Source organism: Oscillospiraceae bacterium (genome assembly GCA_031265355.1).
Lineage (GTDB): Bacteria > Bacillota > Clostridia > Oscillospirales > UBA929 > JAIRTA01.
The window spans coordinates 16,826-34,068 of record JAISCT010000061.1 but is presented as its reverse complement, the minus strand read 5'-3'; the positions used below and the strand labels follow the sequence as shown (position 1 = coordinate 34,068).

The 17,243-nt window shown below is 59.5% G+C and carries 13 protein-coding genes and 1 pseudogene; 7 read left to right on the top strand and 7 right to left on the bottom strand.

Annotated elements, in window-relative coordinates; translation table 11 throughout:
- The coding region (locus LBK75_09585; protein MDR1158531.1) for a DUF4825 domain-containing protein at positions 1 to 1,432 on the top strand (1,432 nt) is incomplete at its 5' end.
- A gap of 106 nt (positions 1,433 to 1,538) precedes the next feature.
- Complete coding sequence (locus LBK75_09580; protein MDR1158530.1) at positions 1,539 to 1,967, top strand: CBS domain-containing protein; 429 nt, start codon at positions 1,539 to 1,541, stop codon at positions 1,965 to 1,967.
- Between the two features lie 4 nt (positions 1,968 to 1,971).
- On the opposite strand, the gene hydE is transcribed toward LBK75_09580, so the two are convergent.
- The 3 genes from hydE to hydG form a co-directional block, all read right to left on the bottom strand.
- The gene (gene hydE, locus LBK75_09575; protein ID MDR1158529.1) at positions 1,972 to 2,982 is read right to left on the bottom strand and encodes a [FeFe] hydrogenase H-cluster radical SAM maturase HydE; all 1,011 of its coding nucleotides are present in this window, start codon (positions 2,980 to 2,982) and stop codon (positions 1,972 to 1,974) included.
- A gap of 58 nt (positions 2,983 to 3,040) precedes the next feature.
- Positions 3,041 to 4,255, bottom strand: a complete 1,215-nt coding sequence (gene hydF / locus LBK75_09570; protein ID MDR1158528.1) for a [FeFe] hydrogenase H-cluster maturation GTPase HydF — start codon at positions 4,253 to 4,255, stop codon at positions 3,041 to 3,043.
- A 148-nt stretch (positions 4,256 to 4,403) separates the two neighbouring features.
- Positions 4,404 to 5,813: a [FeFe] hydrogenase H-cluster radical SAM maturase HydG gene (hydG, locus tag LBK75_09565; GenBank protein ID MDR1158527.1), complete on the bottom strand. Its 1,410-nt coding sequence runs from the start codon at positions 5,811 to 5,813 to the stop codon at positions 4,404 to 4,406.
- Between the two features lie 436 nt (positions 5,814 to 6,249).
- On the opposite strand from hydG, the gene LBK75_09560 reads away from it, so the two are divergent.
- From LBK75_09560 to LBK75_09550, 3 genes and pseudogenes are all read left to right on the top strand, one after another.
- Positions 6,250 to 6,876, top strand: a complete 627-nt coding sequence (locus LBK75_09560) for a GntR family transcriptional regulator (GenBank protein ID MDR1158526.1) — start codon at positions 6,250 to 6,252, stop codon at positions 6,874 to 6,876.
- A 157-nt stretch (positions 6,877 to 7,033) separates the two neighbouring features.
- The gene (locus tag LBK75_09555; protein MDR1158525.1) at positions 7,034 to 8,167 is read left to right on the top strand and encodes an ABC transporter ATP-binding protein; all 1,134 of its coding nucleotides are present in this window, start codon (positions 7,034 to 7,036) and stop codon (positions 8,165 to 8,167) included.
- Positions 8,164 to 9,742: pseudogene (locus tag LBK75_09550) on the top strand (ABC transporter permease/substrate-binding protein). The gene LBK75_09555 and the pseudogene LBK75_09550 overlap by 4 nt, the downstream one beginning before the upstream one ends.
- 118 nt (positions 9,743 to 9,860) lie before the next feature.
- Here the strand turns inward: LBK75_09550 and LBK75_09545 are convergent.
- From LBK75_09545 to hisS, 4 genes are all read right to left on the bottom strand, one after another.
- Positions 9,861 to 10,370: a hypothetical protein gene (locus tag LBK75_09545; protein MDR1158524.1), complete on the bottom strand. Its 510-nt coding sequence runs from the start codon at positions 10,368 to 10,370 to the stop codon at positions 9,861 to 9,863.
- 39 nt (positions 10,371 to 10,409) lie between these two features.
- Positions 10,410 to 11,465, bottom strand: a complete 1,056-nt coding sequence (locus LBK75_09540; protein ID MDR1158523.1) for a nucleoside 2-deoxyribosyltransferase — start codon at positions 11,463 to 11,465, stop codon at positions 10,410 to 10,412.
- A 266-nt stretch (positions 11,466 to 11,731) separates the two neighbouring features.
- Entirely contained in the window at positions 11,732 to 13,522 is a 1,791-nt protein-coding gene (gene aspS, locus LBK75_09535; protein ID MDR1158522.1) for an aspartate--tRNA ligase, read from the bottom strand.
- The gene (hisS, locus tag LBK75_09530; GenBank protein MDR1158521.1) at positions 13,519 to 14,838 is read right to left on the bottom strand and encodes a histidine--tRNA ligase; all 1,320 of its coding nucleotides are present in this window, start codon (positions 14,836 to 14,838) and stop codon (positions 13,519 to 13,521) included. Before hisS ends, aspS begins: the two co-directional genes overlap by 4 nt.
- Positions 14,839 to 15,082: 244 nt before the next feature.
- On the opposite strand from hisS, the gene LBK75_09525 reads away from it, so the two are divergent.
- Together LBK75_09525 and LBK75_09520 are read left to right on the top strand one after the other, a co-directional pair.
- Positions 15,083 to 15,769 carry a response regulator transcription factor gene (locus LBK75_09525; protein ID MDR1158520.1) on the top strand — a complete coding sequence of 229 codons (687 nt, stop codon included), beginning with the start codon at positions 15,083 to 15,085 and terminating at the stop codon, positions 15,767 to 15,769.
- Complete coding sequence (locus LBK75_09520; GenBank protein MDR1158519.1) at positions 15,766 to 17,178, top strand: HAMP domain-containing histidine kinase; 1,413 nt, start codon at positions 15,766 to 15,768, stop codon at positions 17,176 to 17,178. Before LBK75_09525 ends, LBK75_09520 begins: the two co-directional genes overlap by 4 nt.
- The last annotated feature ends 65 nt before the right edge of the window (positions 17,179 to 17,243 follow it).

The window sequence follows — 17,243 nt, the reverse complement described above, 5'->3', positions numbered from 1 at the left end:
GACGGAGGAAGAGCTGCGCTATGTCATGCTTCACGAGCAAACGCACATCAAGCGGTGCGATTATCTTGTGAAACTGCTCGCGTTCGCACTTCTGTGCCTACATTGGTTCAACCCGCTTGTTTGGGCCGCGTTCATGCTGCTCTGCGCCGATATGGAGATGTCCTGTGATGAGCGCGTTTTACGCGAACTCGGTATGGGCGTCAAGGCGGACTATTCGCAAACGCTTCTGTCGCTGTCAATGAACCGACGGATATTCAGCGCGTCGCCTTTGGCGTTCGGTGAGAGCGATATCAAGGAGCGGATTAAGAATGTGCTGAATTTCAAGAAATCCTCGCGGATAATCATGGCCGCGGCGGTCGCGCTTGTCGCTGTGTTGACGGTGGGCTTCGCTGTGAATGGAGAGAGCCGCCTTTTCCCGATGACTATGGATGACAATTTGAGGGCATTGTCATTACTGCGAACGCCCTACGTCGGAAACAACAGTGCTGTCGGGAAGATAATAGACCTTCTGCCGCCGCTCGGCGATGAATTGACGCAACGATTTTTCTCCATAGGCGACGACTACGGCGCCGGGCCGTATACATTGACGCTCTATTACGAGCAGGACGGCGCAGAGCGGGAGCGGAATATCACCGCCCAGCCAACAAATGCCGCATTGCTGTTTGCCCTGATTGACAATCTGGAAGAGGTCAGCTTTGCTTTCCGAAACACTCCGAGCGACGGCAAGCTTGATAAGGCGGCTTATACGTCAGGAGTAACTATCAACAAAGAGCAGACCGGCGATTTTATTGGAAACTTCGGCCTTACATGGGAGGATTTCCAAAGTGACTTCGAGACGGCGGCGCTGGCAGTATTCATACAGCCAGCGCAAGCCGAAACGCCATCAGAAGCCGCCGCACCACTTTATGACCCAAACTTTGAGGAGGATAGCATTCAAGAATTTGTGAGTGCATTCGGCGCGCAGATTTCAGAGGTTCGACTCATGGTTCCGCAGGAAGAGGCGGCAAGTCAGATTCGCGGATATTACTCTGACTTCCTGACGCCGGAATTGCTGGAAATGTGGGCGACAAACCCTGACACAGCCCTGGGCAGGGCTGTGTCAAGCCCATGGCCTGACCGGATTGATGTAACAAAGCTCAGTAAATTTGATATAAACAACTGGGCTGTTTATGGAAACATCATCTGGATTACAAGCGTTGAAGCCGTGAATGGCGGTGCGGCGGCTATACAGCCCATTACGCTCAAACTTGTAACGGATAACGGCAACGGCTGGCGTATAAACGAAGTGAGTGTGGGGGAATATGAATCGGCGGCCGCGTCTCGTGATTATGTCCAAGCTCCGCTCACAGGTGATATTACGGATTTCAATATGACAGAAGACAAAGCGTCTGTGCATAAAAAAACGCGCCTGCGGCGCATACTGGATTTATAATGTACACGCGAAACGCGTCGGCGTTGCGCCGGGCGTACTTTTTACACCCAAATCGGTTGTTAGAGGCATCAAACCACAAAACATTGAAGGCACAGGGAGGAATACCATGCTGGTATCGGAACTCATGAGCCCCCATGTGATCAGCGTCCTGCCGGACGAATCTGCCTCGGCGGCGGCCCGACTGCTGGACCGGCACAACATCGGCGCCCTGCCGGTCTGCACCGAAGACGGCTGCCTGCGCGGGATCGTTACCGACCGGGACATCGTGCTGCGCTGTGTGGCCGCCGAGAGTGCCCCGGAAGAGACCCGGGTGCGGGAGATCATGTCGCGCGGGGTAATCGGCGTGGCGCCCGGGGAGGATGTGCGCGAGGCCACCCGCCTGATGGCCGAGCGGCGGGTGCGCCGACTGCCGGTGGTGGTGGACGGCCGCGTCGTGGGCATGCTGGCGCTCGGCGACATGGCCCGGCACCACCGGTTTGACATGGAGGCCTCGAAGGCGCTCTCGGAGATCTCCGCCGCTTCGCGCGCGCACTGACGCGTCACGCCGGCGCGCCGGTGTACCGGGCATCGGTCCGCCAGCCCGCGCAGTCCCCTCGGGAGAGGTCGGGTGCCAGACCGTAGGACCGGATGCGCCTCTCGAGGCAGGCCCGGCACTCGGCCGCCTCGTCGCCCGTGCAGATTTTGTTGTCGTAGAGCGCGTACTGTTTGCGCACCTGCTGGGGGGAAAGGTTGGGCATCACAACATTGGCCCCGGCCAGAAGACCCCGTTCCCGTCCGTCGGGGGCTATTGTCCCCAGCGCAGTCGTGGCGGGGATCAGCGCCGTGGGCAGCAGCAGGCGGCTCAGCGCCACCATCTTCAGCGTCATCGTCAGCGTCCCGCCCGGGTACCGGCCAAAGGGCGTGTCCGCCTGTGGGATGAACGGGCCGATGCCCACCATCTGGGGCGCAAGCTCCTGCAGAAAGCGCAAATCCCGGAGCAGCTCTGCCGCCGTCTGAAACGGGGAGCCAACCATGAAGCCGGCGCCCACCTGGTAACCGATCTCCCGGAGGACGAACAGACACTGTTTGCGTGCACGCAGGCGCATGGACGCGGGGTGCAGCCGACCGTAATGGATTTCATCCGCCGTCTCGTGGCGCAGCAAATAGCGGTCCGCCCCCGCGCAAAACAGCCGCTCGTAACTCGCGCGGCTCCGTTCCCCGAGGGACAATGTGATGGCGTGGTGCGGAAACTCCGCCCGAATGGCCCGGACCACCGACTCCATCCACGCGTCGGTGCAGTGAGGGTCCTCCCCGCCCTGCAAAACGAAGGTGCGGTAGCCCAGCGCGTCTCCCTGCCGGCAGCAGTCCAGAATCTGCGGCTGGCTCAATCGGTAACGCGTCAGCTTCGCGTTGCTGCGGCGGATGCCGCAGTAGTAACAGTCGTTTTTACAATAATTGGTAAATTCGATCAGACCCCGAAAGTAGACGCCGTCCCCGTAGTGGCGCCGGCGCACGGCGTGGGCGCTACGAAACAGGGCCTCCATCTCCGCCGGGTCGTCGGTTTGGATCATCCGGAGCAGGTCTGTGTCACTATCGAGGCGCAGCGGCGGAACCGGCCGGGCCGGTGTATCAGACATGGAGCGGCACCTCCCCGGCGGCGCGCAGCGGCGCCGTGCTCCTCTCAAGGATCCCGTGGCAGTGGGCGAGGAACAGGCCGTAGTTTGTGATGGGCACCTGTTTGTCCCGGGCGGTCCGGATCCGGTTCATCATCTCCACGCGGGAGATCATGCAGCCACCGCAGTGGATGACGAGCGCGTAGTCCTCCAGCCGCTCCGGATAGTCTCGCCCGGCCGCGAAGTCCAGATGCAGCGCCCTGCCCGTCGTCTTTTGCAGCAGCGCCGGGATCTTCACCCGGCCAATGTCCTCGTGGCTGTGGTTGTGAGTGCAGGTCTCCGCGATGAGCACCCGGTCGCCGTCTTGCAGATCGGAGACCGCCTGCGCACCTGCCAATAGTACGGACAAATCGCTCTTTTGCCGGGCCATCAAGATGGAAAACCCGGTAAGCGGGATCTCCGCCGGCACAGTGCGGGCCACGAGTGCGAACGCCTGAGAGTCTGTCACCACCAGGTCCACCCGTTTGAGCTCGCGAAGCGCCTGCGGCAGTTCCTTCTCCGTTGTGACATGGCAGCGGTGGCCGCCGTCCAGGCACTCCCGAATGAGCTGGACCTGAGGCAGGATCAGCCGGCCCCGAGGCGCCTCGCTGTCCACCGGCACCACCATGACGACGACCGCACCGGCGGGCAGCAGGTCCCGCAGCATCGGGCGGTCCTCCCGGAGCGTATCCAACCGTCGGGACATCTCGGCCTTCACCCGTATGAGTTCCTCCGGCCGGCGGTCGGAGACGGGCAGCGCGTCCGGGACCTGTGCGGACAGCGTCGCAAGCGCGGCCGCCGGTACGGCGTCGCTCTTGGTGATCAGCGGCAGGCAAGGCAGCGCGCGCCGGGCAAATTCCTGCGCGAAGTCCCGGTAGTCGTCCAGCGCGGGCGCCTGCGCGTCGATGGCGTACAGAGCCAAGTCGGTACGGTTTAAAATGGACTGCGTCTTTTTGATGCGGGCCGCGCCCAGCGCGCTGTCGTCGCCCAGCCCCGCCGTGTCGATGAGCACGATGGGGCCGTGCGGCAGCAGTTCCATGCTCTTGCTGACGGGGTCGGTGGTGGTGCCCGGCATGTCGGACACAATGGCGTTTTCCGTGTTGGTGATGGCGTTGAACAGCGCCGATTTTCCGGCGTTGCACCGCCCGAAGATCGATACGGTGAGGCGGTTGCTCTGCGGCGTGGTATTCATACGGCGCATCCCCTTTTTCAGATAACAGTGAACAGATAACAGATAACAGTGAATGGAGGCGCCCAGCTGTTATCTATTAGTACCTTGTTGCCGCGAAGCGGCAACAAAAAACAAGAATTTGGGTTGTGGGTTGCAGGTGCAACCCATGTTAGATATATAAGTCCCGTTGGCCCTCCTCCAGGCGCTGCAATTTTTGTGCCACCAGCGTCCGGACATTGTCGCTGGCGATGTGCGGCAGTTTGTCCGCGATCAGCCGGTCGGCCAGCGTGTGAAATGGCGCGTCGCCGTAATCGAGGCTGTATTCTTTCAGTGTCATCAGCGCGTTCGGCAGGCATACGTTGCGAATATTGCCGCTCTTCGCCAGCGACATGAAGCGATCGCCGGTCCGGCCCTTGCGGTAGCAGGCGGTACAGAAACTGGGGACCAGCCCTTCCTCCATCAGCCAGGTGATGATCTCGTCCGCCGCCCGGCTGTCGGACAAAACGAACTGCGTGCCGCCCCGCGCCCGTTTGCCGTAGCCGCCCACTTCTACGCTGGAACCGCCGCTGATCTGGGAGATGCCGATGCCGATGAGTTTCCGGCGCATCTCCGGGCTCTCCCGGGTGGAGATGATCATCCCCGTGAAGGGGACGGCCAGCCGGATGACGGCTGCCAGGTGCAAAAAGAGCTCGTCGTCCACGGCATAGGGGTAGGAGGTCTCCTCCACCCCTTCGGCCGGGCGGATGCGCGGCATTGAAATCGTGTGGAAGCCCACGCCAAAGGTCTCCTCCAGGTGCTCGTTGTGGAGCATCAGGCCGATCACCTCAAAGCGGGGGTCGTAGAGGCCAAAGAGCGCGCCGCCGCCCACGTCCTCGATGCCCGCCTCCATCGCGCGATCGAAGGCCATGGTGTGATACAGGTAGTCGCGCTTCGGTCCGATGGGGTGAACGGTCTCGTAGGTGGGCCGGTGGTAGGTCTCCTGAAACAGGATGTAGGTGCCGATCTGCGCCTCCTTCAGCAGCCGGAAGGAGTCGACGCTCGTGGCGGCGATGTTGACGTTGACCCGCCGGATCTCCCCGCGTTCGAACTTCATGTCGTAGATGGTCCGAATGCAATCGAGGACATAGGAGAGGGGGCAGCGGACCGGGTCCTCCCCCGCCTCCAGCGCGAGGCGTTTGTGCCCCATCTTCTCCAAAATACGCACCTCCTCCCGCACCTCGTCCAGCGTCAGCTGACGGCGTTCGAAGGTGTTGGGGCAGCGAAAACCGCAGTAGGTGCAGTGATTGACACAGTAGTCACTGATGTAGAGCGGGGCAAACAACACGACCCGCTCCCCGTAGATCCGCTCCTTCACGCGCCCCGCCAGTGCGAAGAGGCGGGCGCGGCGGGCTGGGTCCGTTGTGTTCAGCAGCACCGCCACGTCCCGGTGTGTCAGGCCCTCGAAGCGCTCCGCCCGATCCAGCACGGCATCGGCCTCCGCGCCGGAGGGGTGCGCGGTCTCCTCCAGAAGGCCTTGGATGTAGTTTTCATCGATAAAACAGGCCGGCTCGGCGGCGTGAGTTGTGGTTTGTGTGTACATAAAACCCATCCTTTCCGGGGCGTGCGCGGCTCCGCGCAAAAAAATGGCGCCCCGAAAGGCGTACAAAGACAAAGCCGCCGCCCCGGGCCCACAGGCGCCGACGGAGACGGACAACCGCGCCCGCCCGAAGAGGCGGGCGTCGTCCTTTGGCACGCCTTCCAAATCAGAACACTCTTTTTTGTCAGGTCAATCCCTATTATAATCCAGCTGGAGCAAAAAAGCAACCGCGCTGCCCCAATTTCCGTCTAAATCTCTTGACCCTTTCCGTTCTATGCAATACAATAATCTAACGTGGGTTGCACCTGCAACCCACAACCCAAATTCTTGTTTTTTGTTGCCGCTTCGCGGCAACAAGGTACTAAAATCATGCGCGCCAGATGCAATCTGGACCGCCCGTGCGGGCGGCGGCGCGCTGGGGAAACGGCGGGAGAGTGCCATGGAAAGTGCACAGAAGGTCACGACGTCGGCCTACCGGAAGATCGCCATCGGCATCGCGGAGAACATCGTGAGCGGCACCTATGTGGAGGGGCAGAAGCTGTTTGGCCGGTCCGTGCTGGCCTCGCACTACAAGACATCGCCGGAGACGATCCGCAAGGCCGTCCACTTGCTCAAGGACGTCGGGATCCTGTCCATCGAGAAGGGTAGCGGCGTGGAGGTCGTTTCCGTCCAAAAAGCGCGGGAGTTTATCGAGCACCAGCAGCAGGTGGAGAGTGTGACGGCACTGCAGCGGCAGATCACGCAGTGGGCCCGGCGGCAGGCGGAGGAGTCCGCCGAGATGACCGTGAAGATTCAGATCCTTGTAGACGCCGCCGAGCGACTGAAGAGTATCAGCCCTCTCACGCCCTACGAGCTTCGGATCACCGCCGGGGCGGCCGTGATAGGGAAGACGGCCGATGAGCTGCGTTTCTGGCACAACACCGGGGGCACGATCATCGCCATTCGACGCGGCGAACGATTGATCGTGTCGCCGGGGCCCTACGCCACTTTCTGCGAGGGCGACATCTTTTACCTTATCGGCAACGACCAGACCTACGCCGCCGCCGTTAAGCTGCTGCAGGGCTGAGCCGCCGCCGCGGTTTTTTGCGGCCTTGACAGTTGACGCCTGGGAACCGGCGTGATATACTGTCCAAAGAAACAACTTGCCGATAGGGTGCAGATTGTTTCTTCGCGGCATCCAGACGGCGGCAGAACCGTGTGGCTGTGCGGGAAAGGAGCGGGGTATGATTCGATTTGAGGGCATCACAAAGCGGTATGAGCAGCAGGTGGTCGTGTCGGACATCTCATTTGAAGTCGAAAAGGGCGAGCTGGTGGTCATCATTGGGCCCAGCGGCTGCGGGAAGACGACGCTGTTGAAGATCATCAACCGGCTGATCCGTCCGACCAGCGGCCGGGTATACATCAATGGGGCGGACACGGCGGCCCAAGACGAGATCGAGCTGCGCCGGAACATGGGCTATGTGATCCAGCAGACGGGGCTCTTCCCCCATATGACGGTCCGGGAGAACATCGAGATCATCCCTCGGCTTCAGCGGGTGAACCGGGCGGACATCGAGACGCGAAGCGCGGAGCTGATGCGGATGGTAGGCCTCGACCCGGAGCAGTTCCTCGACCGTTATCCGTCCCAGCTCTCTGGCGGACAGCAGCAGCGTGTCGGCGTAGCGCGGGCCTTTGCGTGCGACCCCGAGGTGATCTTGATGGACGAACCGTTTTCCGCTCTCGATCCGCTGACGCGGGCTCAGCTCCAGGACGAGCTGGCCGACTTGCAGGCGCGGGTGCGCAAGACGATCGTCTTCGTGACGCACGACATGGACGAGGCCGTGAAGATCGCCGACAGGATCTGTCTCATCCATGAGGGCGGCGTTGTGCAGTACGACACGGTGGAGGCGGTCATGAAGCATCCTGCCAATGGGTTCGTCGCCGATTTCATCGGCCGCAATCGGATCTGGTCGTCCCCGGCCTTCATCCGGGCTCGGGATATCATGATCCAAAATCCCGTCTGCGCCTCCGCCGACACAACGGTCATGCGCTGTATCGAGCGGATGCGCACGCGCAAGGTCGACAGCCTCCTGATCACTGGGGAGAACATGCGCATGCTGGGCATCATCTCGGCCAGAGAAGTGCAGACCTGCGCGGACCGGAGCGTCCCCGTTTCGCGCGTGATGCGGCGTCAGTTCGAGAAGGTCTCCCCCGACGAGAATATCGTGGAGGTTCTGCAGATTGTGAACCGCGGCGGGCTCTCCGCCGTTCCCGTCCTCGACGAGGCGGGCACTGTGGCGGGGCTCATCACCAAGAGCAGCCTGCTGACGACGCTGAGCCGGCCCTATCTGGACGAAACGGAGGCGGTGACATCGTGAGTCTGTTCACATTTCTGACCCAGAGTGCCGGGGAGATCGCGACGCGGCTGTTTCAGCATCTGCAGCTCACGCTGCTCTCCATTGTCATCGCGACAGCGCTCGGCGTTCCGTTGGGGGTGCTAATCAGCTATCGGAGGAAGCTGAAGAAACCGGTGCTGGGCGTGGCCAATGTGGTGCAGGCCATCCCCAGCATCGCGCTGCTGGGTTTTTTGATCCCCCTGCTCGGGATCGGCGAGAGACCGGCGGTCTTCATGGTCGTCGTCTATTCGCTGCTGCCCATCATCAAAAACACGGTAACGGGCCTCTCCGGTATCAACGCGGAGACGCTTGAGGCCGCGAAGGGGATCGGAATGACGAGGATCCAGGTGCTCGCAAAGGTCAAGCTGCCGCTGGCACTGCCGGTCATCATGGCGGGCGTGCGCATCTCCGCCGTCACTTCGGTGGGGCTTGTGACGCTCGCCGCGTTCATCGGCGCAAACGGCCTTGGTTACCTGATCTACTCGGGTATCCGCACGCTCAACGACTACCAAATCCTGGCGGGCGCCGTCCCTGCCTGTCTGCTGGCGCTGCTGATGGACTTCCTGTTTTCCTTGGTGGAAAAGCTGGTGACGCCCGCCTGTTTCAAACAAAATTGACATTTTTAAAAAATTTTCGAACACCCCGAAGGGGGAGAGAGGAGAGATGGTCGATATGAAGAAAAGAGTCATCGCGCTGCTGCTGGGGACGGCGATCTTCCTGCTGCTCATCGGCTGCGGGCCGAAGGAGAGCCGCAGCATCGTCGTCGGAGCAAAGGCTTACACGGAGCAGGATATCCTTGGGAACGCACTTCAGATCCTGGTGGAGGAGAACACGGACATTCAGGTGGAGTACAAGCGCGAACTGAGTTCCAACGTACTGTTTGCGGCCATGCAGAGCGGCGACGTCGACCTATGTGTTGACTACACCGGCACGGTGTATGCGAACTATCTGGGGTACAACGACATCAAGACGGCCGACGAGGTTTACGACATTTCGGCTCAGGATCTTGAGCGGGACTACGAGCTGCTGATGCTCGATCCGCTTGGGTTCAACAACACCTACACGCTCACCGTTCGGCCGGATACCGCGGAGCAGTACGGCCTCAAAACCTATTCCGATCTCGCCAAGGTGTCGCAGGACATGGTGCTGGGAGTGAGCTTCGAAATCTTGAACCGCGCCGATGGGATCCCCAATCTGAAGAAAACATACGACATGGCATTCAAAAACGAACTGGCGATTGAGGGCACGCTCCGTTACACGGCCATCAACAGCGATGAGATCCAGGTGACGAACGCCTTTTCCACAGACGGACTGCTCCTTGAGTACGATCTTGTGGTGCTGGAGGACGACAAGCAGTTTTTCCCGCCCTACCATGCGGCGCCGATTCTCCGCGCGGAGGTGGCGGAGGCCTATCCGGAGTTGGTGGAGCTCGTGAACCGCCTGGCTGGGTCCTTGGACGACGAGACCATGCGGGCGCTCAATTTCCGTGTGGACGGCCAGCGCGAAAACCCCGCCGACGTAGCCCGCGATTTCCTGACGTCAAAGGGCTTCATCTGATCGAGGGCGGCGCGCAATATAAGGCGGCGGCTTTGAACATCTCTCAAAGCCGCCGCCTTTTTGTGTCGTCTGGTAGGGATTGCCGATGCACAGCCATTAGGGCGAATCACGATTCGCCCTAATGGCGTTTCTTCTCGCGTGCAGGTCGATGATTTGCGGGTCGATTTTGTTCTCTGCGAAAATATCTATAGCCTAAAATGCAGATAGGTATAAAATACGCGCACCATATTTCCAGCGAAATGGTTCCCAGAACAGTACTCATTCCCACTGTAAAAACAGGAAACATAGGGACAATCAGGCAAGGCAAAAAGAACACCTCATGATCCCACAGCAATCCGCGAAGAACTTTATCGCTTTTGCTTTTTGGCGCCATTGTAAACGCAATAAAAAATGTCGATAACCCCATGAATCCATAGCCGAGCAAGTCGCAGTTGAAAAACAGGCTGCCGATATGCCCATAGCTGATGATTGACAATGCCTCGTCACTTAGCGATGGATTCATTCTTATCGTAGTGCACTCGGCATAATCGGAACCAAAAATTGTGATATAGTTGAAGTTGGGGAAAAATTCATTCGCTCTGCCCGCGCATTCCGCAAGGCGAATCGCGGCAAGGAGATTCTCAATCATACGACGGATGCCTTGTGGTATGTTTGATTTTGAGAGTTATTAATAATGATCCGAGGAATAGCGTACTCTTGCATACTTCCAATAGTATTCAAACCATGCCTTGAACGAATCGAATTGAGTCATTGAAAAACCATCGTCTGAATTTCGCTGTAACATTTGGGTTACTGTGTTCCCTTGAATTTTATTACCATCTATAATATTAATCCAGTTAAAGAATAACAAGTCATCAATAATAATACCTTGATAAGGATACGCAATAGACGAACTTCTAACTTCAAGCGAATTATTCCTCCTTTTTATCGCATTGGTTGAGTTTGCCAAGTCATTTACATTGCTGTCTAATGTGTCGCTGTTCCATGAAAGACCATCCTTAAATGTAGTTAGGTCTTTAGCCGATCTATCAAGAGCGAGAATTCTAATATCAATATCACTTACTATATTTACTAATTGTAAAATTCCTGCTTTGGTAAAACTTAAATCGAGCGCAAATATTATCACATCCTTGTTCACTAATCCATGATCATGGTCAACGCTAGTGATATAAGAATATATCTCCGCAAATATATGTACATTTTCCACTATTTTCGCAAATTGATTGTAGACACACGGTGGAGAACCAGCCTTGATAATATCAACGACTGGTCCCTGATAGAAATTGCTAAAATCTATGTGGGTTATTGTTCTTGCTAATTCCCCCTTGAATGTTTCGAAATCATCCACAAAGTATCCAAACTGAATGACTTTTTCATGATTTATATCAAATGACAACTTGGTTCCTTTCTCTGCAACCAAAACTACAGGCTTTCCTATTGAATATCTGATTCCCAGTTCATACATCACATTTGGATTTGGATTTGGATTATTATTTGTAAAATCTCCAGAAAGATTTGCTATAACAAGATCTGACTCAGTAAGAGCTTCGATCACATATTTTGGTATATCCCCTATCTTATTATAATCAAGGGGTCCTTTCACAGTGAAGTCATCCTTGAGCATTTCTTTGATGGCGTTGGTAAGCATATTCATTTTACGCCGAATTTCTGCCTTGGGGTCTCCTATCGGCGTAATCACAAAGCAGGTTTTCTTTGAAGCCATTTGGAGTACACCCCCCTATCTAAAATTCGCCACCATTCCTATCTGCATACTTTTAGGCTTCATCGACGGAGACTCTGAGCTATGTTATTTGCATGTGTCGATGTGGATACCATTCAGGTTGCAATTTTACTGCAACGGACACAACTAGCTGGCAAACAGATTGGGAAACGAAAAAATCGGTTTCATGCAAATGACTCATCGCCAAAGTTAATATACAGCACAAGGCTGTATCCGTCAAGGAAAATTTTCTATCCGCCGAGTCTACCTCACGCCTCCTCGGCGGGAGACGGGTCGGCCGGGCGGATGTGGAGGTCATGGAGCTGGTGTTCGTCCACGGGCGAGGGGCAGGCGGTCATCAGCTCGGAGGCGTTTTGTACCTTCGGGAAAGCGATCACATCCCGGAGGGAGTCGGCGCCGGTCATGAGCATGACGATGCGGTCGAAGCCGAAGGCGAGACCGCCGTGGGGGGGGACGCCGTATTGGAAGGCGGTCAGCAGATGTCCGAAGCGAGCCTCGGCCTGTGCCCGCGTGAAACCCAGCGCGGAGAACATATTGGCCTGTGCCTGCGTGTCAAAGATGCGGATGGAGCCGGACGAGAGCTCCGTGCCGGAGAGCACCATGTCATACGCCTTGGAGCGCACGCGGCCCAGCTCGCCCGCGGTCAGCAGCGGCAGGTCCTCGTCCATCGGCGCCGTGAAGGGGTGGTGGCAGGCCACGTAGCGGTTTTCCTCCTCGCTGTACTCAAACAGCGGAAATTCCGTCACCCACAGAAATTTAAAATCGTCCTTGCGCAGCAGGCCGAGCCGCCGGGCGCACTCCAGCCGCAACGCGCCCAGCGCGGTCAGCGCGCGCGTCTCGTTTGGGTCCCCGACAATGAACAGCAGATCGCCGTCCTGCGCCCCCGCGCGGGCAAGGATGGACGCCATCTCCGCGTCCGTCAGGAACTTCCCGAAGGACGAGGTCATCTCGCCGCCGAGCAGGCGCGCCCAGGCCAGTCCGCCCACCCGATAGTCCTTGACCCAGAGGGACAGCGCGTCGATGTCACGGCGCGTGAACTTCCCGGCGCAACCCGTCATGTTGATGAGATGTACCCCGCCGGTCGCGGCGGCCGAGGAGAACACCTTGAAACCGCAGCCCTTGGCGATGTCGGTGACGTCGACCAGCTCATAGCCGACGCGCAGGTCCGGCTTGTCCGACCCGAAACGGCGCATGGCCTCCCGGTGGGGGATGCGCGGCAGCGGCAGCGGCACGTCCACGTCCAGCACCTCTTTGAACAGATAGGCGATGAACCGCTCGTTGACGGAGAGCACATCTTCCACATCCACAAACGACATCTCAATGTCGATCTGCGTGAAGTCCGGCTGCCGGTCCGCGCGCAGGTCCTCGTCGCGGAAACAGCGGGCGAGCTGGAAGTATTTATCAAATCCAGCCAGCATCAACAGCTGCTTGTACTGCTGCGGCGACTGCGGCAGGGCATAGAACATGCCCGGGTGCACGCGGGACGGTACGAGGTAGTCGCGCGCGCCCTCCGGCGTGGATTTTGTGAGCATGGGCGTCTCGATCTCCAGAAAACCCTCCTCGTCAAAGAAACGGCGCGCCGCCTGGGCGGCGCGGTGGCGCAGCATGAGATGCCGCTGCAGTTTCGGGCGGCGCAGATCCAGGTAACGGTACTTCAGCCGCAACGCCTCGCCCACCTGCGTCTCCTCCTCGATCTCGAAGGGCGGCGTTGCGGCCTTCGATAGGATCGTCAGCGTCTCGGCGCGTACCTCGACGGACCCGGTGGGTCGGTCGGGGTTCACGGCCTCCGGCGCCCGGCGGGCGAGCACACCCGTCACACAGAGCACGTATTCGTTTCGAATCGTCTCGGCCTGTTCAAAGAGCGCGCGGTCCGCCTCCTCGCTGAAAACGCACTGCATGAGACCGGAGCGGTCGCGCAGGTCGACAAACAACAATCCGCCCAGATTTCGGCGTCCCTGCGCCCAGCCGCAGAGGGTGACGCTGCGTCCGGCGTCCGCCGGCCGCAGCGCCCCGCAGTAGTCGGTGCGGTGATAACTCATTCGTGTGTTCCTCCCTTGGCGGGCGTCTCCGCCCGTGTTTCCGGCGCGGGGAGCGTCAAAAAGACATCCCGGATGCCGTCCGGCGTCAGCGCGCAGGGGTATGTCTCTCCGGTGGTCATGTCTTTCAGCAGGCCCGTGCCACGCGCGCGCTCGTCGTCTCCCAGCACCAGGACGGCGCGCGCGCCCAGGCGGTTGGCGGCCTTCATCTGTGCCTTCAGCGACCGGCCCATCAGGTCCCGCTCGGCAGAGAGGCCGAGACGGCGCAAGTCGTTTAGCAGTTCGGCGGCGAAGAGGGTGAGACTGTCGCCGGCCACGGCGAGGCAGAGGTCGCAGCCGGCGGACGACGGCGGCAGCACGCCCTGCGTCTCCATGACCAGCAGCAGCCGCTCCAGACCGGAGCCGAAACCCAGCGCCGGCGTGGGCGGTCCCCCGAGCTGCGCGACCAGATTGTCGTACCGGCCGCCGCCGCAGACAGTGCTTTGGGCGCCGATGCAATCGGTGGTGAACTCAAACACCGTGCGGGTGTAGTAGTCGAGCCCGCGCACGAGGCTCGGATCGATCACATAGGGGAGGGAGAGCGCGCCAAGTTCGTTTCGGACCGCGCGCAGATGCGTCTCACAGTCGTCGCACAGGGCGTCCAGCATGACCGGCGCACCCCGCGCGGCCTCGATGCAGGCGGCGTTTTTGCAGTCCAGCACGCGCAGGGGGTTGCGCGTCAGACGGTCCTGGCAGGTGGGACAGAGCGCGTCCAGGCGCGTCGCGAGATAGGCGCGCAACGCGTCGAGATAGGCGGGCCGGCACACCGGACAGCCGATGGACCCAAGGTGCAGCGTGATGTCGCGCAGCCCCAGCGTCTTCAGCAGCGCATCCTCCAGCGCGATGACCTCGGCGTCGGCGGAGGGCAGCGACGGCCCGAAACACTCGACCCCGAACTGGTGGTGTTCGCGAAGCCGCCCGGCCTGCGGCTTCTCGTAGCGGAAGTTTGGGGCGATGTAATAGACCTTGAGCGGCAGGGCGCCGGCGTGCAGCGCATGCTCGACGAAGGCGCGCACGACGGACGCGGTGCCCTCCGGGCGCAGCGTGATGGAGCGTCCGCCCTTGTCCTCAAAGGTGTACATCTCCTTTTGGACCACGTCCGTTGTCTCCCCCACGCCGCGCAGGAACAATTCGGTGTGCTCAAAGGTGGGAAAGCGGATTTCCCGAAACGCGAAAGCGCGTGTCACCGCGCGGATCGAACTTTCCAATTTTTGCCATCTTTCCGTCTCGTCGGGCAAAATGTCGTGGGTACCGCGGGGCGCGATGATCCGTTCGGACACAGATCTCTCCCTCTCTGTCTGATTTTTGTGGGCGCGCCGGAGAGCGTCCCATTTGGGTGTTGCATTTATTGTAACGGTCCGCGCGGAGATTTGTCAAGGTGCCCTGGCGCGTATTTCGTCGCCGCGCGGAGATAGCGTGTTTTCTTCACAGATTATTCACGCAAAAGGCAGCGTTTGCTGTATAATGAAGGGTAGAGTGCGGCACGGAGGCCGCGCGGCGGACGGAGAGGGGGACATGGAGCGGATGGCCAAACGGGTGCTCATTGTGGAGGACGAGGCCAACATCAGCCAGCTTCTGCGGCTGTACCTCGAAAAAGACGGATTTTCCGTGGAGGCGGCGGCCGACGGCGGCGCGGGGCTCGTGGCGTTTCGTCAAAACCCGCCCGATCTTGTGTTGCTCGATATCATGCTGCCCGTGATGGACGGCTGGGCGCTCTGCCGGGAGATCCGCACGGAGTCAAAAGTGCCCATCATCATGCTCACCGCCAAGGGCGAGACCTACGACAAGGTCTCCGGTCTTGAGATGGGCGCCGACGACTATATCGTGAAACCCTTCGAGATGAAAGAGGTGCTGGCGCGCATCCACGCCGTGATGCGGCGTTACGGCCAAGCCACCGACGCGGCCCGGCGGCTTGGGTTCGACCAGCTCGTCATCGATATGGACTCTTACACGCTCACCGTGCGGGAGAGGGTCGTTGACACGCCGCCCAAAGAGCTCGAACTGCTGTTTCATCTGGCCTCCTCGCCCAACCGCGTATTCACGAGAAATCAGCTGTTGGACGAAGTCTGGGGTTTTGATTATTTTGGGGATTCCCGCACGGTGGATGTGCACGTCAAGCGGCTGCGGGAAAAGCTGGAGGGCGTCAGCGACCGCTGGTCTCTCAAGACCGTCTGGGGTGTGGGCTACAAATTTGAGGCGCTCGGAGAATGAGAAGCGCATTTTTTAAGTCCTTTCTGGCCAGTGCGGTCGTTATCTTCCTGAGTTTTTTGATGCTGGGGATTACTTTTATCAGCGTTGCCTCCGGGTATGTGACGCAGGAGCGCCGCGACCAGATGGACATGGCCGCCGACATGCTCTCGGATTACAGCGCGACCTATGTCTACGGCAGCAGGCTTGAGTTGAATCCGAACTATCACATTTCCATCCATCTCTTCAGCCAGAGCGCCGGCGCGACGATCCTCGCGCTCAACGAAAACGGCCGGGTCGTCGCCTGTTCCGATCTGTACTGCAGCCATACGGGCCGCGTGGTGCCGTCGGAGGTACTGCGGAAGATCGACGCGGGGCAGGCGCTGGGGCCGACGGCTCTGAACAGTTTGTTTGACGACGTCCGCGTCTCGTCGGGGCGGGTGATCCGCACTCCCTTCGGCCGCACGGCCGGCTATGTGCTGGTGACGGCCGCTTCTCTGTCCCATGAGAGTCTGCTGTCGGACTTTGCCCGTATCTTTGTGTTGGCCGCGATGGGCGTCGTGCTGTTTGCCTTCCTCTCCACCGCCTGGTCCTCGAGGCGGATGACGCGTCCGCTGAAGATCATGGGTCACGCCGCCCAGAGTTTTGCGCAGGGCGATTTTTCCATCCGGGTGCCCACCCGCAACCGTTCCGAGGAGATCGATGAGCTGGCCGTCGCTTTCAACGCCATGGCTGACGCGCTGCAAAAGTCCGACGAGTTGCGTTCCGGGTTTATCGCCAATGTGTCTCACGAGCTCAAAACGCCGATGACGACGATCTCCGGGTTTGTGAACGGCATTCTGGACGGCACCATCCCCGAGGAGAAACAGAAGGATTATCTGCGGGCCATCCGCGGCGAGGTGCTGCGGCTGTCGCGGCTTGTCTCACAAATGTTGGACATCGCGCGGCTCCAAGCCGGCCAGATGCCGGCCGCGCGGGCGTTTGACGTCACGGAAGTGCTGCGCCGCGTGCTGCTGTCGTTTGAGAGCGCCATCGAAGCCAAGGAGATGATCGTCGAGACCGATATCTCCGACGAGGCCGTCATGGTGATGAGCAATCAGGACGCCGTCACGCAGGTGGTCTACAACCTGCTCGACAACGCCGTGAAGTATGGCGCGGCCGGCGGGGTGTTGGGCGTCTCTCTCGCGAAGCGAAGCGGGCGGCTCTTTGTCACCGTTTACAACGAGGGGCCGATGATCCCGCCGGAGGACATCCCCTATATATTCGAGCGGTTCCACAAGGCCGACAAGTCGCGCGGCGTGGACCGCGCCAGTCTGGGGTTGGGGCTGTACATTGTGCGGACAATCCTGAGCAACATGGGGGAGAAAATCTCCGTGACCAGTGAGGGCGGCCTCACCTCCTTCGCGTTCACACTCTCCGAGGCCAAGCGCTGACGGGCGCGTTGTTTGACACTCATATTTGTAAAATATTTCCATATATGCCATCTCAGATCCGGCGC